This is a genomic window from Sphingomonas sp. CCH5-D11 (assembly GCF_001557395.1).
Lineage (GTDB): Bacteria > Pseudomonadota > Alphaproteobacteria > Sphingomonadales > Sphingomonadaceae > Sphingomonas.
In genome coordinates, this window is record NZ_LSKH01000214.1 from 59,829 (window position 1) to 79,421 (window position 19,593).

The window sequence follows — 19,593 nt, forward strand, 5'->3', positions numbered from 1 at the left end:
TGATTCTCGGCATGACGATGCTGCGAGCGCGAAGGCTGGCGCTTTCGGGTCGTTTCGGCTATGCGCGCCCGCAACGCTGCCGCGCCGTGGTGGCCATCCAGGAATTTGTATGAATTTGCGCAACATCGCCATCATCGCGCACGTCGATCATGGCAAGACCACGCTTGTTGACCAGCTGTTCCGCCAGTCGGGCACCTTTCGAGAGAACCAGCGCATCGAAGAGCGCGCGATGGATTCGAACGACCTCGAGAAGGAGCGCGGGATCACGATTCTCGCCAAGCCGACCTCGATCGAGTGGGAAGGCACGCGCATCAACATCGTCGATACGCCGGGCCACGCCGATTTCGGCGGCGAGGTGGAGCGTATCCTCTCGATGGTCGACGGCGTGATCCTGCTGGTCGATTCGTCGGAAGGCGCGATGCCGCAGACCAAGTTCGTGACGGGCAAGGCGCTGGCGCTTGGCCTGCGCCCGATCGTCGTCGTCAACAAGGTCGACCGCCCCGACCAGCGCATCCAGGAAGTGCTGGACGAGGTGTTCGACCTGTTCGTCAGCCTGGACGCCAGCGATGAGCAGCTCGACTTTCCGGTGCTCTACGCCTCGGGCCGCAACGGCTATGCCAGCGAGGATCCCGATCGCCGTGAGGGCACGCTGACGCCGCTGTTCCAGAAGATCGTCGATCACGTGCCGCCGCCGGCGCTGGACGTCGATGCGCCGTTCACCTTCCTCGTCACGCTGCTCGACCGCGACAACTTCCTCGGCCGCGTGCTGACCGGCCGCGTCAACTCGGGCACCGTCAAGGTGAACCAGCCGATCCACGCACTCGACATGGAGGGCAAGGTGATCGAGACCGGCCGCGCCTCCAAGATCATGACCTTCCAGGGCCTGGAGCGCGTGCCGACCGACGAAGCGCGCGCCGGCGACATCATCAGCCTCGCCGGTCTGACCGTCGCGACCGTGTCGAACACGATCGCCGACACCAGCGTGACCGAGGCGATCCAGGCGCAGCCGATCGACCCGCCGACGCTATCGATGCGCTTTGCGGTGAACGATTCGCCGATGGCTGGCCGCGAGGGCAGCAAGGTGACGAGCCGCATGATCCGCGACCGCCTGTTCCGCGAGGCCGAGTCGAACGTTGCCATCAAGGTGACCGAATCGTCCGACCGCGACAGCTATGAAGTTGCCGGCCGCGGCGAGCTTCAGCTCGGCGTGCTGATCGAGACGATGCGCCGCGAGGGCTTCGAACTGGGCATCAGCCGCCCGCGCGTGCTGTTCCGCGAGGACGAGAACGGCAAGCGCACCGAACCGTATGAAACCGTCATCATCGACGTGGACGAGGAGCATTCGGGCTCGGTCGTCGAGAAGATGAACCTGCGTAAGGCCGAAATGACCGACATGCGCCCGTCGGGCGGTGGCAAGACGCGCATCACCTTCTCGGCGCCGTCGCGCGGCATGATCGGTTATCACGGCGAATTCCTGTCGGACACGCGCGGCACCGGCATCATGAACCGGCTGTTCGAGAAGTACGGCCCGCACAAGGGCGTGATCGAGGGGCGCAAGAACGGTGTGCTGATCTCGAACGGCGCGGGCGAGGCACAGGCCTATGCGCTCGGCCCGCTCGAGGATCGCGGCATCCTGTTCGTCGGCCATGGCGAGGCGCTCTACGAGGGCATGATCATCGGCGAGAACGCCAAGACGGAAGACCTTGAGGTCAACCCGATGAAGGCGAAGCAGCTGACCAACTTCCGCGCCTCGGGCGGCAAGGACGATGCCGTCCGCCTCACCCCGCCGAAGAAGATGACGCTGGAGCAGGCGATCGCGTACATCGACGATGACGAGATGGTCGAGGTGACGCCGAAGACGATCCGCCTTCGCAAGCGCTTCCTCGATCCGAACGAGCGCAAGCGGATGAAGCGGTCTGCCGAAGCGGCGTGAGTGACCGGCCGGTCCGGGTAGGCCTGATCGGCTTTGGCTATGCGGGGCGGACGTTTCACGCCCCGCTGATCGGCGCGACCGAGGGGATCGAGCTTGCGGCAATTGCGTCTTCGCAACGCGACGCGATCGCCGCTCAGCTCGGGCCTGTCCCGGTCGTTGGGTCCGTGGCCGACTTGCTCGTGCGTCAGGATGTCGATCTGGTGGTGGTCGCGAGCCCGAACCACAGCCACGCCTCAATCGCTTGCCAAGCGCTTGAGGCGGGCAAGCATGTCGTGGTCGAAAAACCGTATGCGCTGACGCTGGATGAGGCGCGCGGCGTCGATGAACGGGCACGCCGGAGCGGGCGGTTGCTTGCAGTATTCCAGAACCGGCGATGGGACAGCGACTTTCTGGCAGTTCGCGCTGCGATCGAACGTGGCTCGATCGGCCGGGCCGTCCATTTCGAAAGTCATTTCGACCGCTTTCGCCCGCAGGTGCGCGATCGCTGGCGAGAACGGCCTGAAGGCGGCGGCGGGATCTGGTACGATCTGGCGCCGCATCTGGTGGACCAAGCCCTTCAGCTGTTCGGCTTGCCCGAGCGCGTCGAGGCGAGCCTTGCCATTCTTCGCCCCGGCGCGTCGGCGCACGACTGGGCACATGCCATTCTACACTATCCCGACAAGCGGGTGATCCTGCACGCGAGCATGCTGGCGGCAGGCGGCAGCGCGCGATTTATCGTGCATGGCACGTCAGGCAGCCTGGTGAAGGAACGCGCGGATCAACAGGAAGCGCAGTTGCTGGCCGGGGTGGTGCCCGGCTCGCCGGGATGGGGCAGGGATGAAGACCCGCTAGTCCGTTATGATGAGGGTGGGCGGACAGAATTACCGGCACCGGCGGGAGACCAGCGCGCCTTCTACCGCGGTGTGGTTGCCGCAATACGTGGTGGTGCGAAAAGCCCCGTGCCACTCGCCCAGGCACTTGCAACCACAGCGGTGATAGAGGCTGCGCTGCGTTCGTCCTCGGAGCAGCGTGCAATGCCGCTCAGCCTGACCCCGGCAGAGCAGATGGCGTTCGCGGACGTCTAAGGCCGGGTGCGAGCGCCACACGCTCCTTTCTCGGTTCACGACAGGCCGCCAAGCTCCATCAGGACCGCCCATTCTTCATCCCTGACCGGGGTGACCGAAAGGCGGCTTTGGCGAAGAACCTCCAGCGTCGCCAGGCGCGGCTCCGCCTTGATCGTGGCGAGTGGGACGGGGCAGGGCAGCTTCGTCAGCGGCTTCACGGCAACCGATGCCCAGATGCCCTTTTCACCATCGGGCTGCCAGGCACGCACGATCTCCATCGTTCCGACGGCAGCTTTCTCCTTGTTCGAATGGTAGAAGATCGCCTGATCGCCGGGCTCCATCTCCTTGATGAAGTTGCGTGCGGTGTAATTTCGCACGCCGTCCCACTCGGTGCCTTCATCCGCAATCAGATGATCCCACCCGTACACATCCGGTTCCGACCTCAACAACCAGAAACGCATCTACTTTTTCCTAAACCGATCATGAACGCCGCATTCCGCGGTGGTTAAGCCCGAATCGCCCATAACATTGAACACGCTCACGGCATCGTGTGTTTACACCTTCAGAGCGGACCGAGCGTTTGTGTTAGGAGGTTCGAGATGAGTGGATTTCTGATGAAAGCGGGCCTGGGCACGGCATTGGCCGCGTCGGCACTTGCCACGGCTACGCCCGCGACGGCGCAGCGCTGGGGCCATCGTCATGACCGCGGGTCGGATGTCGCTGCCGGCGCGCTGATCGGCGGCGTTGTCGGGTTGGGTCTGGGTGCGGCGATCGCATCGAGCAATCGCGGACCATATTATGATTATCCGCCGCGTTATCGCGGGTATCGGGGCTATTATCCGCAGCCTTATTACAATGCCTACCGGCCGGCATGGCGCGGGCCGCGGTGCTTTCGCCAGTGGCGCTGGGACCCCTATTACGGCGGTCGGGTGCCAGTTCGGGTCTGCCGCTGATCGGCTTGACCCGGCAAGCTGTTTGAATGGGCACGCAGGGGGCGGCGCGGGAGATCCATTCTCCCGCGCCGCTTTTCCTATTGGGGCTGACGCAGTGATCGTCTAGTCGCGCTGCCATGACCGACACACCGCCTGATCATCTCTCCATCGATCCCTCGAGCCCTTATTTCGACCAGCCGACGCTCGAACGCGGCATCGGCATCCGCTTCAAGGGTGTCGAGCGGACCGATGTCGAAGAATATTCGATCTCCGAAGGCTGGATCCGGGTTGCGCTGGGCAAGAAGGTGGATCGTCGCGGGCGCCCGCTTACCATCAAGCTGAATGGCCGCGTTGAGGCATATTTCCAAGACGTCGCCGGCGCGACGGATGGCGAAGACAGCCAGGCCGACTGACGCTTCGTGATGTCGGTTGAGCCTCCCGGGTCACCGATAAACCGATGTGATCGCTGCGAACCCGGCCGTCGCCGGCCAGGTTCGCAACGTCGATACAGCGGGAACGGCCGCAGCGGATGCGCGGCGGCCCGATCAGGCAGCGAGACCGATCCGCGCTCTGGCCGCGTTATATTCCCGCTCCATCCGGTCGATCCGGTCGGCGACCGACTCCACTTTCTGAACGGCGCCGATGCCCTGGCCCGAACCCCAGATGTCGCGCCACGCTTTGGCCTTGGGCGCATTGTCCCCCTGGCCGAAGTTCATCGTCTTATAGTCGCCGTCGGGCAAATTATCTGGGTCCAGGCCGGCAGCGACGATTGAGCCGCGTAGATAATTGCCGTGAACGCCGGTGAAGAGGTTCGAATAGACGATGTCCGCGGCGCGGCCTTCGACGATCCCCTCCTTATAGCGCTGGTCGGCATTCGCCTCTTCGGTAGCGATGAAGGGTGAGCCGATATAGGCGAAGTCCGCGCCCATGGCTTGCGCGGCGAGTACGGCGTCACCGGTGGCGATCGACCCCGAAAGCGCCACGGGGCCATCAAACCACTGACGGATCTCGCTGACGAGGGCGAAGGGCGAAAGTCGCCCGGCGTGCCCGCCGGCGCCCGCCGCGACGGGGATCAGGCCGTCGGCTCCCTTCTCGACCGCCTTGCGCGCGAAGCGATCGTCGATCACGTCGTGGAACGTGATGCCGCCCCAATTGTGGACGGCCTGGTTCAGTTCTTCCCGTGCGCCGAGCGACGTGATGGTGATCGGCACCTGCCACTTTTCGCACGTGGCGAGATCGGCCTCCAGACGATCGTTCGACTTGTGAACAATCTGGTTGACGGCGAAGGGCGCCGCCGGGCGATCGGGATTGTCGCGATTGTGTGCCGCAAGCTCTTCGGTGATCCGGTGCAGCCACTCGTCGAGGAGCCCCTGCGGACGGGCGTTCAGCGCAGGAAAGGAGCCGACGACACCGGCCTTGCACTGCGCGATCACGAGATCCGGACCGGAGATGATGAACAGCGGCGAGCCGATGACCGGCAGGCGCAGACGGGAGAGGATCGATGGAACTGACATAAGTCAGGTTATGTCGGGTGAGTAATCACCTGTCCAGCCGGCCCGCCCGCGCCGATTACACTTGTGCAGCGTGCGTCGGATCAGTCGATGCGCTTCAGACCGGACGCGGCGGCCCGCCCATTCTCGACATAATGGGCGGCTGACACCTTCAAGCCGGCGACGGCTTGGTCGTCCAACGAGCGGACCGCCTTAGCCGGGCTGCCTACGATGAGGCTACGCGGCGGGAAGGTCTTCCCCTCCGTGACAAGCGCGTTCGCCCCGACGATGCAATCATCCGGAATGTGCGCGCGGTTGAGGATCGTCGCGCCCATGCCGATAAGCACCCGGTCACCGATGGTGCATCCGTGGAGGATCGCATGGTGGCCGATGGTACAATCCTCGCCCACTGTCAGCGGTGATCCCGGATCGGAGTGCAGCATTGCGCCCTCCTGAATGTTGCTGCGCGCGCCGATGGGAATGGTCGTGTTGTCGCCGCGGATCACCGCCCCGAACCACACGCTGGTGTCTTCGGCCAGCTGAACGTCTCCCACGATATCAGCGCTCGGAGCCACCCAGGCCGTTTCGTGGCAGGTGGGGCGTTGGCCCCGGAACTCGTAAAGCGGCATCATCCTCTCCTGTACCAACCTTGGACACTCGCCTGATTACTTCTTCAGGGCAGTTCCAAAACGTAAACGGCTCGTTAACCATGGGGGAATGCAGCGACGATTGATCCCCGAGCGGGCCGCCCGCCATCCCATCCGGCGGATGCTGGTCTCGGAAGACGCGCAGCCGAAGCACAGCGACGATCAGGACCTCAAGCTGTTCGTGCTGAGCTTCACCGCCTTCTTCATCTGCTTCTACACCCTCATCATGTGATCGCGGCTAGTCGCAGGCGCGGTGCAGGCGCTGTGCGATCCATGCCGAAACAAGGCACATGCCGGCCACGAGCAACAGCAACTGGCTGGCCGTGGCACCTAGCGCGGTGATCCCGGCGACCGCAGCCGAGCCGATCGTCATCGCGCCTGCGTTCACGACATTGTTCGCCGCCACGGTTCGCGCCGTCTGGTCCTTTGGAACGGTCGTGGTGAGGAAGGCGTAGAGCGGCACGACGAACATGCCGCCGAAGATTGCCACGAACATCAGCGTCAGCAGCACCAAAGGCGCGCCCGGGTGCCTCAGAAAGCCGGCGATGTCGAACAGCGTTCCCGCGGGCGCTCCCTCCCAGCTTGAGGCAACAAACCAGAAGCCGAGAACGGCTACGCCCATCGCGATCACCGAGGCCGGCGAATAGCGCGCCGAGATATGGCCGCGCAGCATGAGGTTGATGACGACTGAACCGATCGCGACCCCGACGGAGAAGATGGCCAATACCAGGCTGGCGACGCTCGCGTCGGAGGTGAGAACGTTCTTCACCAAAGGCGGGAAGATGACCACGAGGACGGACCCGATCGTCCAGAAGAAGCTGATGGCGCAGATCGCCAGAAACAGTCGCGGGATGTGCATCGTGCCCGCCACCAATCGCCACGACGCCCGCAGCGGATTGTGATCGAGCGTCAGCGGCGGCCCTAGCCGCGGCGCGGGAGGAACCATCCGGGCACTTAGATAGCCAAGAAGCGCCACGAGAAAGGTCAGCCCGGCGATCAGCGGTATCGATTCGTAGATGAACCCGGCGAGGATGGTGCCGAGCAGGATCGACAGATAGGTTCCCGCCTCAACCAGACCCGTGCCGCCAAGCACGTCGTCATCCTCAAGATGCTGCGGCAGGATGGCATATTTGATCGGGCTGAAGAACGTTGAGTGAATACCCAAGCCGACCACCGCGCCGAGCATCATCACGACGGGAAGCGTGACCTGCCCCGTGCGGGCCAGCAAGAGACCGCCGCAGCCGAGTGCCATGATGCCGAATTCAACAATCTTGACCACGCGGATGATCCGCGCCTTGTCCATGGTGTCCGCCAATTGCCCTGCCAGGGCGGACAGGAGGAAGAAGGGCAAGATGAAAAGGCCCGCAGCCAGGGCGTTGAAGAAGCTTTCCTGCTTTTCGTTCGCGAAAATCTCGTAGGTCGCAAAGAGAACCATCGAGGTTTTGAATAGATTGTCGTTGAAGGCGCCCAGGAACTGGGTGACGAAAAGCGGCAAAAAGCGCCGCCGTTTGAGAAGCCCGAGGGCATTGATCATGGCAGGAGGTAGCCCGACTGTGGCAGAATGAGCATTCGACATAGCCGCTCGTCGCTACCGCTGCCAACCCCGGCAGGGTTGCGCCACCGGCTTGCTGAGCTAAGTCAGCAATCGTGCTTACGTTGCCCAATCTGCTCAGCCTGTCGCGAATCGTCGCGGTGCCCGCGTTGGTGGCGTTCTTGTGGTGGCCGACATGGCACGCCGGGTTCGCCATCGCCTTCGGCCTATACTGCCTGATGGGGATCACCGACTATTTCGACGGATATCTCGCACGTGCGCAGGGAGCGGTGTCGCGCCTAGGCGTGTTCCTGGATCCGATCGCCGACAAGATCATGGTCGCGGCTGTCATCCTGATGCTGGTAGGGACGCGGCACAATGACACGGCGGTGATCACCGGGGTGCATATCATCGCCGCGCTGGTGATCCTGCTACGCGAGATCGCCGTTTCGGGGCTGCGCGAGTTTCTGGCCGGCTTGCAGGTATCGCTGCCTGTATCCCGACTGGCCAAGTGGAAGACGACGCTGCAGCTGGTGGCACTAGGCGCGCTGATCCTGGCGGGCGCCCTGCCGGATCTTGGCTGGATCAAGCTGGTCGGGCTTGTTTCCCTTTGGGGCGCCGCGGTGCTGACGATCGTGACCGGGTGGGACTACCTGCGCGTCGGTCTGAAGCACATGGATTGATGGCGATGCGGGTGCTTTACTTCGCCTGGGTGCGCGAGCGGATCGGTCTTGCGGAAGAGGTGGTGAGCCCGCCCGATGACGTCAAAACAATCGCTGCGCTGATCCGCTGGCTAGCCGGGCGGTCGGATCGCCATGCCGCCGCCTTAAGCGAGCCGGATCGCTTGCGGGCTGCCCGCGACCAGGATTTCGTCACGCTGGACATGGCGATTGCCGGCGCGAAGGAGATCGCCATCTTTCCGCCGGTGACAGGCGGATGATCCGCATTCTGGTCAGCCTGTCGCCGATCGATGTGGCCGCGGAGCAGGAGAGGGCCGAGTTGGATGGGGCGCTGGCGACTTTCACCGGCATGGTGCGCGCCGATGATGGCGTGACGGAGCTGATGCTGGAGCATTATCCGGGCGCCACTGAGCGAGCGTTGCAGGTGCTTGCCGAAGAAGCGGTGCAGCGGTGGTCGCTTGCCGGTGCCACCATCGTGCATCGCGTAGGCCGGATGGTGCCGGGCGACCGGATCGTCTTTGTCGCTACCAGCGCATCGCATCGGGCAGAGGCGCTGCAAGCCTGCGCTTTCCTGATCGATCGGCTGAAAACCGATGCGCCGTTCTGGAAGCGCGAGCAGGTGGCGGGGCAGCATCGCTGGGTAGAGGCGCGCGCCAGCGACGACCAGTCCGCGGCGAAGTGGCGGTCGTAAGGCGCGCTGCCAGTGCAACGTCTCTCGCTCTAGGGGCTCAGGCCAAGTGGGGCACCATGACGCCGTTGATGACGTGAAACACCCCATCGGCTTGCTGAACGTCCGGCGTCTGCACATAGCTCTTGTTGCCTTGCGCGTCGGTCAGAGCCACGGCAGCGCCCTCCTTCGTGACGGTTAGGGTGTCACCTTCAACGGTCGCGAGGCGGGCGGTGCCACGGCCTTGATCGACCTTCGCGCGCAGTTGCTCCAGCGTCATGGCGCCGGCCACGACGTGATAGTTGACGAGCTTGTTCAACGTCGCTCGATTTGCTGGTTGAAGAAGCGCGTTGACCACCTGTGGCTGCATGCGACCGAATGCCTCGTCGCTTGGCGCGAATACCGTCACCGGGCCGGTGGCGCCAAGCGAGCGACCGGCGTCACTGGCGAAGAGCGCGCGCGACAGCGTCTGAAGATTGGGCGCCGCCGCGCAATTGCCCGCAATCGTGCGCGTGCCCAGCATCTCCGCACCGGCGAGCCGCGGATTGATCGCGGTCGCGGCCAACGCGGTGATCCGGTCCACCGGCGCTGTGGCTCGAACCGGGGCCACGGCTGTAGCAGTGGCAGGCGCGCCCACCGGGGCGGAAACGATCTTCGTCTGCGGCGCGCACGCAGCGGCGAGTAGGCTGAAGGAGAGAACGGAAAGGGGCAGGGCTTTGGTCACGGACCACCTGTGTATGGCTCGATACATAGAAGACAACGGTTGTCCCGCCGGTTCGTTGCCCCGGACAGCCCGCGGCGGCTTCCGTCTGTCGCGGTTGAGCGCTAGGCGAGCGGGATGATCGACGATCCCCTTGGCCCGCTGGATCCCCAGTTCGCAGCCGCCTTCCAGCGCGATGACAAACGTCCGCCGTGCCAACTTTATCTGATCTCGCCATTGAACGTGGCAGGTGACTTTGCTGACCGGCTGGCGCGGGCACTGGACGCGGGGCCCGTGGCGGCGTTTCAGTTTCGCGTAAAGGACGTCAACCAGCACGAGGCAGCCCGGCTTGCGGAGCCGCTGCAGCGCATTTGCGCCGATCGGGACGTGGCCTTTATCGTTAATGACAGCGTGTCGCTGGCCAAGAGACTGGGTGCCGATGGCGTCCATCTCGGCCAGGAAGATGGCGATCCGCGCGAGGCGCGAGCGACGCTTGGTCCTGATGTTCAGATCGGTGTGACTTGCCACGACAGCCGGCACATGGCGATGGAAGCCGGCGAGGCGGGCGCGGACTATGTGGCGTTCGGCAGTTTCTATCCGACGACGACCAAGGAAGTGAAGCATCACCCCGAGCCAGTGATCCTTTCCTGGTGGTCGACACTGTTCGAGCTTCCCTGTGTCGCAATTGGCGGGATCACACCGGGCAAAGCGCGTCCGCTGGTCGCGGCGGGCGCGGACTTCATTGCGGTGTCCGGCGCGGTGTGGAACGGCGATGAAGCCGCGGCGGTACGGGCGTTTGGTGAAGCGCTCGGCTGAGCCCCGTGTCGCGGCCGCAACCAGGCACGCCGACGGCCGTTGAATGATCGTGCTCGGCCATCCAGACGTTCCGCTTTGGCGAAGATTGGCCTGTTTCCGGCCTGATGTCGTCGTTCGATCTGACGGGCAGACAAAGTCACGTGGATCGCTGGTCGGGTCAGCGTTCCGCGTGGCGGATGCGCGCTGAATGACCAGGCTGGGCGGTACGATCCTAGCGCTGATCCTGCTGGCTATCGCCGGCTTCGCGTCGATGTTGTCGTTCGGGCCGTCGGAGAAGCGATCACCAGCGGCGACCAGCACGGTGGCGGCGCCTTCGCCAGCAGGCAATTCGGTCGCAGCCCCGTTGATGGTGCCGGTAGCCGGGATCGCGCCTAGGCAGCTTGCGGACACGTGGGGAGACTCACGAGGAGGGGGGAGCCGGCGCCATCAGGCGATTGACATCATCGCGCCCGCGAACACGCCCGTCCTCGCGGCCGCACCAGGCGCAGTCGAGAAGATGTTCCAAAGCAAGGCAGGCGGTACGACGCTATATGTGCGCTCGCCGGGGCGACGCTGGAGCCATTATTATGCGCATCTCGCCCGCTACGCGCCCGGACTGCGCGAGGGCGCGCCGGTAACCAGGGGCATGTTGCTTGGCTATGTTGGCGACACGGGGAACGCCGGCGCCGGCAATACCCATCTCCACTTTGCCGTCAGCCAGATGGGACCCGGCGACAAATGGTATGAGGGAACACCAGTCAATCCGTACCCGCTGCTTGCCGGAAAGCGCAAGGTTCGTTAGGGCGACCGCCTTCCAGTTCAACACTGCCGTTTGCCCTGAGCTGGTCGAAACCTGCCCTGATCGCCTGCATGTCCAGGATTTCCGTCTCGGGCGCCTCCTCTTGGGGAAGGGGAGCAAGGGATTCGATCTGCTCGGCCCGAACGGAGAATGGGCAGTAAAAAGTCATGAAGATCAGCGGTGTGGACATCCGTCCGGGTAACATCATCGAATATGAAGGCGGCATCTGGCGCGCGGTGAAGATCCAGCATACGCAGCCGGGCAAGGGCGGCGCCTATATGCAGGTCGAACTGAAGAACCTGCGCGATGGCCGCAAGAACAACGTCCGCTTCCGTTCGGCAGAGACGGTGGAGCGCGTACGGCTCGACACCAAGGACTTCCAGTTCCTGTTCGCGGACGGCGACGGCCTGGTCTTCATGGACAAGGAAACCTACGATCAGGTGACGCTGCCGCGCGATCTTCTCGGCGATGCGGCCGCTTTCCTGCAGGACGGCATGGACGTGGTGATGGAGCTCTATGAAGAGGAAGCCATCAGCGTTCAGCTGCCCGACACGATCGAAGCAACGATCGTCGAGGCCGATGCGGTGGTGAAGGGGCAGACCGCCTCTTCCAGCTACAAGCCTGCGATTCTCGACAATGGCGTTCGCGTGATGGTGCCCCCGCACATTTCCAGCGGAACCCGGATCGTCGTGGACGTTTACGAGCAGACCTACGTCCGCCGCGCGGACTGATTGTTTTTCCCTCCCGCTCGGGAGGGACCGGGACTGGCGGGAGTGCTGCCGAAGGACATGGCGATCTTCGCCATGAACAAGCCCCGGATTGTTGAAGCCCACGACCCCTCCTTAGCGGGAGGGGGGAGTTGTCGAGATGCCATCCCATTCCGGTCTTTTCACGATCATCGAACGTGCCGCCCGCAAGGCGGCGCCGCGGTTGCGGCGTGACTTCAACGAAGTTCAGCACCTTCAGGTGAGCCGCAAGGGGCCTGCAGATTTCGTCTCGATGGCGGACCAGCGCGCCGAACAGACCCTGTACGAGGAATTGTCGAAGGCGCGGCCGGACTGGGGCTTCGTGATGGAGGAGCGTGGCGAGATCGCCGGCGATCCATCCAAGCCGCGGTTCATCATCGATCCGCTGGACGGCACCACGAACTTCCTTCACGGCATCCCGCACTTCGCGATCTCCATCGCCGTCGAGGAACCCCTGCCCAGCGGCAAGCGGGAGGTGACGACCGGGCTGGTGTACCAGCCGCTAACGGACGAGAGCTTCTGGGCCGAGAAGGGGCGCGGCGCCTGGCTGCAGGATCAGCGGCTGCGCGTATCCTCGCGCCGCGAATTGACTGAGTCGGTCATTGCGACCGGCATTCCCTTCATGGGGCATGGCGATTTTGCCGAATGGACCCGTATCTTCGGATCGATTGCTCCCCAGGTTGCCGGGATCCGGCGCCTCGGCTCGGCGGCGCTCGACCTGGCGTGGGTCGCGGCTGGCCGGTTCGACGGTTATTGGGAATCGAAGCTCAAGATCTGGGATGCAGCGGCGGGCATGCTGTTGGTGAAGGAGGCTGGTGGCTTCGTTACCGACTTCCGCGGCGGCGACCGCTCGATCGAGCGCAGCGAGTTTCTGGCGGCCAACGACGGCCTTCATTCAAAGCTGCACAAGTTGCTGGCCGGCGCGCTGCGCTAATGACCCAAGCGCGCGGTCCGATGACGGCCGCGCCTCATCAGCCAGGACATCTGATCAGAACGTGTAGACGAGTGAGGCCCGGCTGGTCGTGTCAGTCGAGACGCGTCCGACCGGCGGCTCGCTTTCATATTGAACAGTGTAGCTGATCTGCGCTGACAGGGGGCCCACCAGCTTTGCGGCAAGCGCTGTCGTGCTGCTGACGGTCGAGTTGTACCGCTGCAGGTAGGCCGAGGCGTCCTGGCTTACGGAGAGGCCGGGCGACAGCTTCACATCCAGATCGATATTGCCACGTGCCGCGATGCTGCTCTCGATCGTGGCATCGGTGAACTGCGTGTGCCGGAACGCCGGTCCGAGTTCGAGATTGAGCGTCAGTGCCCGTGTCTGCACCGCACTGTAGCCGGCACCGGCCGATGCCGAGTAACGATCCGAATAGCCGAAGAACCGATCGCTTTCATATTGCAGCGCGCCATAAACATAGCGGCGAGAGTCGATCTTCCAGTTCGGCTCATAGGCCGCGAGGTAATGCTCGCGCGTGGTGATCCCGAGGCTGCGTTGGAAGTCCGCCTGGCCGCGCAGCTTGTGCCGCCACTCCAGCCCCTCGCGCGTGAGATCGAGGATGCCCGTGGCCCCCGCGGTACTCGTGTTCCCGGTGCTGATGAAGCCGCCCAACTCCGCGCGCCCGGTCCACAGATCGGTCCAACCCGCACGAACGATGCGGACTTCACGATCCTTCGCGCGAACGGCGCGCCATTCGTCGGCGATACGAAGCACCGCATCCCCACTCGCCGGATCAGCGGCGCGCGCATATTTGACGATCGTGGAAACCTCCGCCTCGTTGCCTGAAGCAATCGCGGCATCCAGCATGGCGCGGATCGGCGGCGGGATCCGCACCTGATCGGCGGCGTCCGTACCGGACCCGTCGCCCGGCAAGCTTGATGAGGCAAGAAGCAGGGCGATGATCACGGTCAACCGCTACTCACGGTAAGGGAGGAGGAGAAGAAGCGGCGGATGGACGGTGGCTCAGGCGAGATGAGCTGAAAATGCCGCCAGCACTTCCTCATACAAAGCGCGCTTGAACGGAACGATCAGCGACGTCAGGTCCTTTGGCTCGGCCCAACGCCATGCACGAAATTCCGGGTGCGCGGTCTGGATGTGGATATCGCTGTCCCGGCCGAGAAAGCGGAACAGGTACCAGCGCTGTACCTGACCGCGATACTTGCCCTTCCACACCTTCCCGATCAACTCCGGGGGAAGTTCGTAGCGGAACTCTCCCGGTGCCTCGGCGACGAGCTCAACGAGTTGCGGGCTGATGCCGGTTTCCTCGCCGAGCTCCCGAATGGCCGTGTCGCGCGGATCCTCACCCGGATCGATCCCGCCCTGCGGCATCTGCCACGCCTCAAGCGTGGTATCGAGACGCTGACCGACAAACACCTGACCATCGCGGTTCAAGAGCATCACGCCGACGCAGGGACGATAGGGAAGATCGAGCATTTCAGTCACTGCGACAGCCTTTGATTGTCCGAATGGGCGAGGACCTCATACGCCATCACGGCCGTCGCAACGGCGGCGTTGAGGCTGTCAGCCTTTCCGAGCATGGGCATTTTGACCAGCAAATCGCATTCGTCCTCCATGTCGGCCGGAAGGCCCTGCGCTTCGTTGCCGGTGAGCAGAAACGTAGGCGCGGCATAAGGGGCGGCGCGATAGTGATTGTCCGTTCGGAGGCTGAGGCCAACCAGCTGTCCCGGGCCGGAGCGAAGCCACGGCAGGAACGCGTCCCACGTGGTCCTGACGAGCGGCACCGTAAACAGGGCACCCATGCTTGCCCGAACGGCCTCGGTCGAGAAAGGATCGACGCAATCGCCGATCAGGATCAGCCCGCCAGCGCCGACCGCATCGCCGGTCCTGAGGATGGTGCCCAGATTGCCAGGATCGCGCAGCCGCTCGGCCACGAGCCAGATCGGGCTCGCCGCCCTGTCCAGCGCCTCAAGTTCCGTGTCGAACATGGCGAAGGCGCCTACGACCGATTGCGGATTATCCTTGCCGGACAGCTTGGAAAGGATCGCATCGGATGTCTCGATCGCCTCACCACCGGCACGTTCCACTTCGGTGACGAGCGCCGTGACCAGCGGATGGTTCGCGCTGGCCGGCGTGTAGAAAAGGAACTGCGGCAGGCGCCCGGTCTCCCGCGCCTCCGTCAGGATGCGCAGCCCCTCGGCCACGAACATGCCTTCCTCGCGGCGGTGCCGCTTTTCACGCAGCCCCTGGATGCGCTTGACCAGCGGATTGGAGAAGGCGGTAATGATACGAGGCATTGCCTTGGTCAGTCTTCGCCGAATTTGGCTTCCACCAGCGCACACATGGCGGCCACGACCGTTTCGGCTTCCCCGCCCTGTGCGCTGATGGTGATCGTGTCACCTTTCGCGGCCCCCAGCATCATCAGACCCATGATCGAGGTGCCGGTGACCGTGGAGGCACCCTTGGCGACCTGAACCGTCAGTGGTTGCTGGGTGGCGAGCGTCACGAACTTCGCGCTGGCGCGGGCGTGCAGGCCACGCCGATTACTGATGAGAACGTCGCGGGATACCATCACGCGGCGGCTTCTCCCACCCCGAGCACCTCGGAGGCAACGGAAATATACTTGCGGCCCGCTTCACGCGCTGCCGCCACCGCGGCCGCAACGCCCATCTTCCGACGCGCAGATTCAAGCCGGATCAGCATCGGCAGGTTGATGCCGGCGATCACTTCGATCCTGCCGCGTTCCATCAGCGAGATCGCCAGGTTCGAGGGCGTGCCGCCGAACAGGTCGGTCAGGACGATCACCCCGCGACCGCTATCCACCTCCGCTATGGCGGAGCGAATATCCGCCCGGCGTGCTTCCATGTCGTCATCCGGCCCGATCGCCACGGTGCGAACCTGCTTCTGCGGGCCCACCACGTGCTCCATCGCCGTCACGAACTCATCGGCCAGCCGGCCGTGCGTCACGAGCACAAGCCCGATCATCTGCGTCGTCAATCCGTTCATTGCCCGTCAGGCCGTCCCTCGAGCCGATCTTGCGGCACTGCCGCAAGATCACGATGCGTGACCCTGGGCGAAAATGCCGCAGTGCGCAACCGTGCTGCGATCCGTTCTGCTACATGCACTGACCGGTGTCTCCCGCCGGTACAGCCGACCGCAATGTTTATATAAGACTTTCCTTCAGCGCGATAGCGGGGGAGGAGGAGCAGAAGTAGCTCCTCTATGCGGCTGACCGCCGGCTCATATGCGGGGTCCTGTGACACATAAGCGGCAACCGCCTCGTCCTGCCCGGTGCCCGGGCGCAGATGTGGAACCCAGTGCGGATTACGTAAGAACCGCATGTCGAAAACCAGATCCGCATCTGGTGGTAAACCCCGGGAAAAGCCGAAGGACATGACCGAGACGGCCGGCTCGCTGAGCCCTGGCTGCGCGAAGGTGCGCCGGATCTGCTGCGCCAGCTCGGCACTGGTATAGCGACTCGTATCGATGAGCCGCGGTGCCCAGCGCCTGAGCGGTTCAAGCAGCTCTCGCTCCTGCGCGATGCCCTCGCGCGCCGGGCGGTCCGCGGCGAGCGGATGCCGTCGTCGCGTCTCGTCATACCGGCGGGCCAGTTCGTCAGTGGCGCAATCGAGAAACAGCGTATCGATCTCCTGCCGGCCTGCTTCGCGCAGGCGATCGATCTGGCGAGCGATGGCCGCGGCATCAAAGTCCCTTGTCATGGCGCCGATGCCGATGGCGAGGGGGCGCGCGAACTCGGACTGGCCGATGGCGGCATCAGTGCCGAGCAGGCGATCAAGCAGGCTCAGCGGGAGATTGTCGACCACCTCCCACCCGAGATCTTCCAGCGTTTTCAGCACCGTCGACTTGCCGGCGCCCGACATGCCGGTGACCAGCAGGATTTCCGAGGGAGCGTTCATGGCAGATCGTGTCTCAAGGCGTGTTCGATGACGAGCGGGGCGGAGGCCGGGCGCGGATCGAGTAACAGAACAGGAACGGCGATGCCGGCGAATGGCTCCAACTGGCGCTCCGGCATCCGCTCCGGCCCATCCTGCAGCCGGACAGCCAAAGCTACCCGAACCCCATCAACATGTTCCATCGGGATGATGCCGAGGCCACGGACCTCGATACGGCCGGCGATCGTGGAGGGGGCGCTCGCCACGAGCGTGTCGCCGAACGCCGCGATGTGCGTGTAATCGTCGGAGACGAGGACGGCCCCGCGATCGATCAGGCGCAGGGCGAGGTCAGACTTGCCGCTGCCTGACGGGCCGAGCAGCAGGACGGCCCGGCCATCGATCGCCACCGTGGACGCGTGGATAGTGGCGTGCGCGCTCACTTCACGCCCGCGAGATCAGCGGGAGATGAACAACAAAGCGCGCGCCGCTCAAGCGATCTTCCCTCGATTCCACGTGAATGGAGCCCCCATGCGCCTCCACGATCGTGCGTGCAATCGCGAGCCCGAGGCCGGAGTGCTGGCCGAAATCCTCCCCGCTTGGCCGTACGGAGTGGAAGCGGCGGAAGATCGATTCGCGCGCGTCTTCCGGTACGCCCGGACCTTCGTCCTCGAAGCATAGTTCCAGCTTGTCGCCGCTGGCGAGCGCGGCGATGGAAACCAGGCCACCGTCCGGCGAGAATGACACCGCATTGTCGATCAGGTTCTCGAACACCCGTTCGAGCCGCGCCCCTTCACCGGAAATAAGGAGCGGCGCGCCTTCTTCATGATCGAGACGAAGCCGAATGCCCCGCTCCAGCCGGCGCTCCTCGCGCTCGGCGATGATCCCGTGGAGCACGGCGACGACATCGACCGGCTCGAACTTCGCGCGGCTGAGCTGCGCATCCAGGCGCGAGGCTTCGGAGATGTCGCTGATCAGGCGATCAAGGCGATGGACGTCATCGCGAACGATCGCGAGCAGACGCTCCTGAAGAACGGGATCGCGCACGCTGCCAAGGCCATCAACGGCCGAGCGCAGGGACGCGAGGGGGTTCTTGAGCTCGTGCGTCACGTCCGCGGCGAAAGCTTCCGTGGCGTCGATCCGGGCGCGCAGGGCGAGGCTCATGTCGGATAGCGCGCGCGCCAGCAGCCCGATCTCGTCCTTGCGTTCCGGCAGGCGGGGCACGACCACTTCGCGCGCGCGGCCCAGCCGGACGCGGACAGCCGCTCGCGCCAGTCGTCGCAGCGGCCGGACGATCGTTCGTGCCAGGAACAGCGACAGGAAAACCGAGACCAGCGTCACGACCAGAAGCACGACACTGAGGCGAAAGCGCTCGACCCGGACGGTCTGGGTGATGTCGCGGGCGTTCACCGTGGTCATGATGGCGGCGTCGCGGCCCGGCACGCGGGCAGCCGCGGTGATGACGGGCGTGCGATCGGGCGCTCGCCACACCGTTGCCGAAGGAAATCCGCCCAGCGCGGTGCGCACATCTGTCCAGGCGACGCCGCTCGTCTTCTCGCGGTAGAGGGGAGGGCGTGTCGCACCGACCACCGTATCGATGCCGGCGTCGAGGAAGCGTGCGATCCTCTGCCCCAGGCCGTCCTTGTCCGGATCGCGCAGCAGGAAGTTCCGCTCGCCCAGCGCCCTGCTGTCCGCCTGAAGGTCGCCACTGCGCCAGAACAGGCGAATTCGGGTGCCCGTATCGCGCGCGAGCTGCCGTATCAGCTGTTCCCGCCGCTCTTCCGGCACGACGCCCACCGCCTCGGCGATCAGTCGAGCCTCCTGCATGGCCTGGCGTGTACGACTGTCGAGGATCCGCGTGCGGTAGCTATCGAGGTAGAAGAAGCCTCCCGCGAGCAACAGCAACGCGAAGATGTTCACCGCCAGGATGCGCCGCGTGAGCGATACCCGGCCGGACCATCGCAGCGTCAGATCGTTGGCGTCACTCTTCGGAGAAGCGATATCCGGCGCCATACAAGGTCTCGATGGCATCAAAGGCGGGATCCACCTGGCGGAACTTGCGCCTCACACGCTTGATGTGGGAATCGATGGTTCGATCGTCGACGTAGATGTCGTCCTGGTACGCCGCGTCCATCAGCTGGTTGCGCGTCTTCACGATGCCCGGTCGCTGCGCGAGCGTTTCCAGGATCAGAAATTCGGTGACCGTCAGCGTCACCGGCTCGCCGTTCCAAGTCACACGGTGCCGTGCAGGATCCATTGACAGGCGCCCGCGCTCGATCGGAGCGGCGGCCTCCGGCTCTCCTGCCTCGGTCGTCTGCGCCAGTTCGGTGCGGCGCAGGATCGCCCGGATACGGGCGATCAGCAGGCGCTGGCTGAAGGGCTTGGCGATATAATCGTCCGCACCCATCGCGAGGCCAAGCGCCTCATCCAGCTCGTCATCCTTGCTGGTGAGAAAAATGACCGGGATCTGATTGCGCTCACGCACGCGGCGCAGCAGCTCAAGCCCGTCCATTCTCGGCATCTTGATATCGAAGATGGCGAGATCGGGTGGATTGTCGACCAACGCCTTCAACGCGGTCTCGCCATCGGCGTATACGCGTGTGAGGAATCCCTCGGCCTGAAGCGCGATCGAAACGGAGGTGAGGATGTTGCGGTCGTCATCGACGAGCGCGATCGTTGCCGTCATGAAACGGCGTTAGTGCAAACGGGTGATCGGCTCAATGGCGGCTTGTGGTTCGCCGTCGGTCCGACTTGCATCCGTCATGGTGCAGTGCGGCGGAACATCCTGCCG

At 64.3% G+C, this 19,593-nt stretch carries 26 protein-coding genes; 12 read left to right on the top strand and 14 right to left on the bottom strand.

Annotation, left to right across the window (positions count from 1 at the left end; genetic code table 11):
- Positions 1 to 109: 109 nt before the first annotated feature.
- Entirely contained in the window at positions 110 to 1,933 is a 1,824-nt protein-coding gene (gene typA, locus AX702_RS13520; protein WP_066780386.1) for a translational GTPase TypA, read from the top strand.
- Positions 1,930 to 2,997 (top strand): oxidoreductase, encoded by a 1,068-nt coding sequence (locus AX702_RS13525; protein ID WP_066780388.1) that lies wholly within the window; start codon positions 1,930 to 1,932, stop codon positions 2,995 to 2,997. Before typA ends, AX702_RS13525 begins: the two co-directional genes overlap by 4 nt.
- Positions 2,998 to 3,032: 35 nt before the next feature.
- Here the strand turns inward: AX702_RS13525 and AX702_RS13530 are convergent, their stop codons facing one another.
- Positions 3,033 to 3,437: an EVE domain-containing protein gene (locus tag AX702_RS13530; protein WP_066780390.1), complete on the bottom strand. Its 405-nt coding sequence runs from the start codon at positions 3,435 to 3,437 to the stop codon at positions 3,033 to 3,035.
- 138 nt (positions 3,438 to 3,575) lie between these two features.
- On the opposite strand from AX702_RS13530, the gene AX702_RS13535 reads away from it, so the two are divergent.
- Both AX702_RS13535 and AX702_RS13540 read left to right on the top strand, forming a co-directional pair.
- The gene (locus AX702_RS13535) at positions 3,576 to 3,929 is read left to right on the top strand and encodes a hypothetical protein (protein ID WP_066780395.1); all 354 of its coding nucleotides are present in this window, start codon (positions 3,576 to 3,578) and stop codon (positions 3,927 to 3,929) included.
- 116 nt (positions 3,930 to 4,045) lie between these two features.
- Positions 4,046 to 4,321: a DUF3297 family protein gene (locus AX702_RS13540; protein ID WP_066780397.1), complete on the top strand. Its 276-nt coding sequence runs from the start codon at positions 4,046 to 4,048 to the stop codon at positions 4,319 to 4,321.
- A gap of 132 nt (positions 4,322 to 4,453) precedes the next feature.
- Here AX702_RS13540 and AX702_RS13545 read toward each other — a convergent pair whose 3' ends face one another.
- On the bottom strand, positions 4,454 to 5,422 hold the full coding sequence (locus tag AX702_RS13545; RefSeq protein WP_066780399.1) for an NAD(P)H-dependent flavin oxidoreductase: 969 nt from the start codon (positions 5,420 to 5,422) through the stop codon (positions 4,454 to 4,456).
- 80 nt (positions 5,423 to 5,502) lie between these two features.
- Entirely contained in the window at positions 5,503 to 6,027 is a 525-nt protein-coding gene (locus tag AX702_RS13550; protein WP_066780479.1) for a gamma carbonic anhydrase family protein, read from the bottom strand.
- 88 nt (positions 6,028 to 6,115) lie between these two features.
- Here AX702_RS13550 and AX702_RS22600 point away from each other — a divergent pair, with 88 nt between their 5' ends.
- Positions 6,116 to 6,277 (top strand): hypothetical protein, encoded by a 162-nt coding sequence (locus AX702_RS22600; protein ID WP_197420605.1) that lies wholly within the window; start codon positions 6,116 to 6,118, stop codon positions 6,275 to 6,277.
- Positions 6,278 to 6,283: 6 nt separating this feature from the next.
- Here AX702_RS22600 and AX702_RS13555 read toward each other — a convergent pair whose 3' ends face one another.
- Positions 6,284 to 7,579 (bottom strand): MFS transporter, encoded by a 1,296-nt coding sequence (locus AX702_RS13555; protein ID WP_066780400.1) that lies wholly within the window; start codon positions 7,577 to 7,579, stop codon positions 6,284 to 6,286.
- 113 nt (positions 7,580 to 7,692) lie between these two features.
- Between AX702_RS13555 and pgsA the strand changes: the two genes are divergently transcribed.
- From pgsA to AX702_RS13570, 3 genes are read left to right on the top strand one after another with little or no spacing between them, the layout of a single operon-like run.
- Positions 7,693 to 8,259, top strand: a complete 567-nt coding sequence (gene pgsA, locus AX702_RS13560) for a CDP-diacylglycerol--glycerol-3-phosphate 3-phosphatidyltransferase (RefSeq protein ID WP_066780402.1) — start codon at positions 7,693 to 7,695, stop codon at positions 8,257 to 8,259.
- On the top strand, positions 8,259 to 8,516 hold the full coding sequence (moaD, locus tag AX702_RS13565; RefSeq protein ID WP_066780404.1) for a molybdopterin converting factor subunit 1: 258 nt from the start codon (positions 8,259 to 8,261) through the stop codon (positions 8,514 to 8,516). Before pgsA ends, moaD begins: the two co-directional genes overlap by 1 nt.
- On the top strand, positions 8,513 to 8,947 hold the full coding sequence (locus tag AX702_RS13570) for a molybdenum cofactor biosynthesis protein MoaE (RefSeq protein ID WP_066780406.1): 435 nt from the start codon (positions 8,513 to 8,515) through the stop codon (positions 8,945 to 8,947). Before moaD ends, AX702_RS13570 begins: the two co-directional genes overlap by 4 nt.
- A 37-nt stretch (positions 8,948 to 8,984) precedes the next feature.
- Here AX702_RS13570 and AX702_RS13575 read toward each other — a convergent pair whose 3' ends face one another.
- Positions 8,985 to 9,647 carry a fasciclin domain-containing protein gene (locus tag AX702_RS13575; RefSeq protein ID WP_197420606.1) on the bottom strand — a complete coding sequence of 221 codons (663 nt, stop codon included), beginning with the start codon at positions 9,645 to 9,647 and terminating at the stop codon, positions 8,985 to 8,987.
- A 114-nt stretch (positions 9,648 to 9,761) separates the two neighbouring features.
- Between AX702_RS13575 and thiE the strand changes: the two genes are divergently transcribed.
- From thiE to AX702_RS13595, 4 genes are all read left to right on the top strand, one after another.
- Positions 9,762 to 10,439: a thiamine phosphate synthase gene (gene thiE, locus AX702_RS13580; protein ID WP_066780410.1), complete on the top strand. Its 678-nt coding sequence runs from the start codon at positions 9,762 to 9,764 to the stop codon at positions 10,437 to 10,439.
- Positions 10,440 to 10,626: 187 nt separating this feature from the next.
- Positions 10,627 to 11,220, top strand: coding sequence for a M23 family metallopeptidase (locus tag AX702_RS13585; RefSeq protein WP_066780411.1), 594 nt, complete (start codon positions 10,627 to 10,629; stop codon positions 11,218 to 11,220).
- A gap of 164 nt (positions 11,221 to 11,384) precedes the next feature.
- Positions 11,385 to 11,948 (top strand): elongation factor P, encoded by a 564-nt coding sequence (gene efp / locus AX702_RS13590; RefSeq protein WP_066780413.1) that lies wholly within the window; start codon positions 11,385 to 11,387, stop codon positions 11,946 to 11,948.
- Positions 11,949 to 12,084: 136 nt separating this feature from the next.
- On the top strand, positions 12,085 to 12,897 hold the full coding sequence (locus tag AX702_RS13595; RefSeq protein WP_066780415.1) for an inositol monophosphatase family protein: 813 nt from the start codon (positions 12,085 to 12,087) through the stop codon (positions 12,895 to 12,897).
- A 54-nt stretch (positions 12,898 to 12,951) separates the two neighbouring features.
- Here AX702_RS13595 and AX702_RS13600 read toward each other — a convergent pair whose 3' ends face one another.
- Genes AX702_RS13600 through AX702_RS13640 form a run of 9 tightly spaced genes read right to left on the bottom strand, consistent with a single transcriptional unit; the run spans position 12,952 to position 19,488 of the window.
- Positions 12,952 to 13,860, bottom strand: coding sequence for a DUF481 domain-containing protein (locus AX702_RS13600; protein ID WP_331710407.1), 909 nt, complete (start codon positions 13,858 to 13,860; stop codon positions 12,952 to 12,954).
- A 57-nt stretch (positions 13,861 to 13,917) separates the two neighbouring features.
- Positions 13,918 to 14,388, bottom strand: a complete 471-nt coding sequence (locus AX702_RS13605; RefSeq protein ID WP_371262857.1) for an RNA pyrophosphohydrolase — start codon at positions 14,386 to 14,388, stop codon at positions 13,918 to 13,920.
- A 5-nt stretch (positions 14,389 to 14,393) separates the two neighbouring features.
- The gene (locus AX702_RS13610) at positions 14,394 to 15,209 is read right to left on the bottom strand and encodes a TrmH family RNA methyltransferase (protein ID WP_066780419.1); all 816 of its coding nucleotides are present in this window, start codon (positions 15,207 to 15,209) and stop codon (positions 14,394 to 14,396) included.
- An 8-nt stretch (positions 15,210 to 15,217) separates the two neighbouring features.
- Positions 15,218 to 15,484, bottom strand: a complete 267-nt coding sequence (locus AX702_RS13615; RefSeq protein WP_066780486.1) for an HPr family phosphocarrier protein — start codon at positions 15,482 to 15,484, stop codon at positions 15,218 to 15,220.
- The gene (locus tag AX702_RS13620) at positions 15,484 to 15,897 is read right to left on the bottom strand and encodes a PTS sugar transporter subunit IIA (protein WP_066780483.1); all 414 of its coding nucleotides are present in this window, start codon (positions 15,895 to 15,897) and stop codon (positions 15,484 to 15,486) included. Before AX702_RS13620 ends, AX702_RS13615 begins: the two co-directional genes overlap by 1 nt.
- Positions 15,898 to 15,914: 17 nt before the next feature.
- Positions 15,915 to 16,829: an RNase adapter RapZ gene (gene rapZ / locus AX702_RS13625; protein ID WP_066780421.1), complete on the bottom strand. Its 915-nt coding sequence runs from the start codon at positions 16,827 to 16,829 to the stop codon at positions 15,915 to 15,917.
- Positions 16,826 to 17,245, bottom strand: a complete 420-nt coding sequence (locus AX702_RS13630) for an HPr kinase/phosphorylase (protein ID WP_066780422.1) — start codon at positions 17,243 to 17,245, stop codon at positions 16,826 to 16,828. Before AX702_RS13630 ends, rapZ begins: the two co-directional genes overlap by 4 nt.
- A 1-nt stretch (position 17,246) precedes the next feature.
- A complete protein-coding gene (locus tag AX702_RS13635; RefSeq protein WP_066780423.1) occupies positions 17,247 to 18,815 on the bottom strand; it encodes a stimulus-sensing domain-containing protein in 1,569 nt (522 codons plus the stop codon).
- Positions 18,784 to 19,488 (bottom strand): response regulator transcription factor, encoded by a 705-nt coding sequence (locus AX702_RS13640; protein ID WP_066780424.1) that lies wholly within the window; start codon positions 19,486 to 19,488, stop codon positions 18,784 to 18,786. Before AX702_RS13640 ends, AX702_RS13635 begins: the two co-directional genes overlap by 32 nt.
- Between the last annotated feature and the right edge of the window lie 105 nt (positions 19,489 to 19,593).

Excerpts from the sequence above, each read along its gene's own strand:
- AX702_RS13615 (WP_066780486.1), bottom strand. The coding sequence starts at position 15,484 with ATGGTATCCCGCGACGTTCTCATCAGTAATCGGCGTGGCCTGCACGCC.
- AX702_RS13620 (WP_066780483.1), bottom strand. The coding sequence starts at position 15,897 with ATGATCGGGCTTGTGCTCGTGACGCACGGCCGGCTGGCCGATGAGTTC.
- AX702_RS13555 (WP_066780400.1), bottom strand. The coding sequence starts at position 7,579 with ATGATCAATGCCCTCGGGCTTCTCAAACGGCGGCGCTTTTTGCCGCTT.
- AX702_RS13640 (WP_066780424.1), bottom strand. The coding sequence starts at position 19,488 with ATGACGGCAACGATCGCGCTCGTCGATGACGACCGCAACATCCTCACC.
- AX702_RS13635 (WP_066780423.1), bottom strand. The coding sequence starts at position 18,815 with ATGGCGCCGGATATCGCTTCTCCGAAGAGTGACGCCAACGATCTGACG.
- AX702_RS13605 (WP_371262857.1), bottom strand. The coding sequence starts at position 14,388 with ATGCTCGATCTTCCCTATCGTCCCTGCGTCGGCGTGATGCTCTTGAAC.
- AX702_RS13540 (WP_066780397.1), top strand. The coding sequence starts at position 4,046 with ATGACCGACACACCGCCTGATCATCTCTCCATCGATCCCTCGAGCCCT.
- efp (WP_066780413.1), top strand. The coding sequence starts at position 11,385 with ATGAAGATCAGCGGTGTGGACATCCGTCCGGGTAACATCATCGAATAT.
- AX702_RS13570 (WP_066780406.1), top strand. The coding sequence starts at position 8,513 with ATGATCCGCATTCTGGTCAGCCTGTCGCCGATCGATGTGGCCGCGGAG.
- AX702_RS13535 (WP_066780395.1), top strand. The coding sequence starts at position 3,576 with ATGAGTGGATTTCTGATGAAAGCGGGCCTGGGCACGGCATTGGCCGCG.
- AX702_RS13530 (WP_066780390.1), bottom strand. The coding sequence starts at position 3,437 with ATGCGTTTCTGGTTGTTGAGGTCGGAACCGGATGTGTACGGGTGGGAT.
- typA (WP_066780386.1), top strand. The coding sequence starts at position 110 with ATGAATTTGCGCAACATCGCCATCATCGCGCACGTCGATCATGGCAAG.
- AX702_RS13545 (WP_066780399.1), bottom strand. The coding sequence starts at position 5,422 with ATGTCAGTTCCATCGATCCTCTCCCGTCTGCGCCTGCCGGTCATCGGC.
- thiE (WP_066780410.1), top strand. The coding sequence starts at position 9,762 with ATGATCGACGATCCCCTTGGCCCGCTGGATCCCCAGTTCGCAGCCGCC.
- rapZ (WP_066780421.1), bottom strand. The coding sequence starts at position 16,829 with ATGAACGCTCCCTCGGAAATCCTGCTGGTCACCGGCATGTCGGGCGCC.
- AX702_RS13550 (WP_066780479.1), bottom strand. The coding sequence starts at position 6,027 with ATGCCGCTTTACGAGTTCCGGGGCCAACGCCCCACCTGCCACGAAACG.
- AX702_RS22600 (WP_197420605.1), top strand. The coding sequence starts at position 6,116 with ATGCAGCGACGATTGATCCCCGAGCGGGCCGCCCGCCATCCCATCCGG.
- AX702_RS13610 (WP_066780419.1), bottom strand. The coding sequence starts at position 15,209 with ATGCCTCGTATCATTACCGCCTTCTCCAATCCGCTGGTCAAGCGCATC.
- moaD (WP_066780404.1), top strand. The coding sequence starts at position 8,259 with ATGGCGATGCGGGTGCTTTACTTCGCCTGGGTGCGCGAGCGGATCGGT.
- AX702_RS13595 (WP_066780415.1), top strand. The coding sequence starts at position 12,085 with ATGCCATCCCATTCCGGTCTTTTCACGATCATCGAACGTGCCGCCCGC.
- AX702_RS13585 (WP_066780411.1), top strand. The coding sequence starts at position 10,627 with ATGACCAGGCTGGGCGGTACGATCCTAGCGCTGATCCTGCTGGCTATC.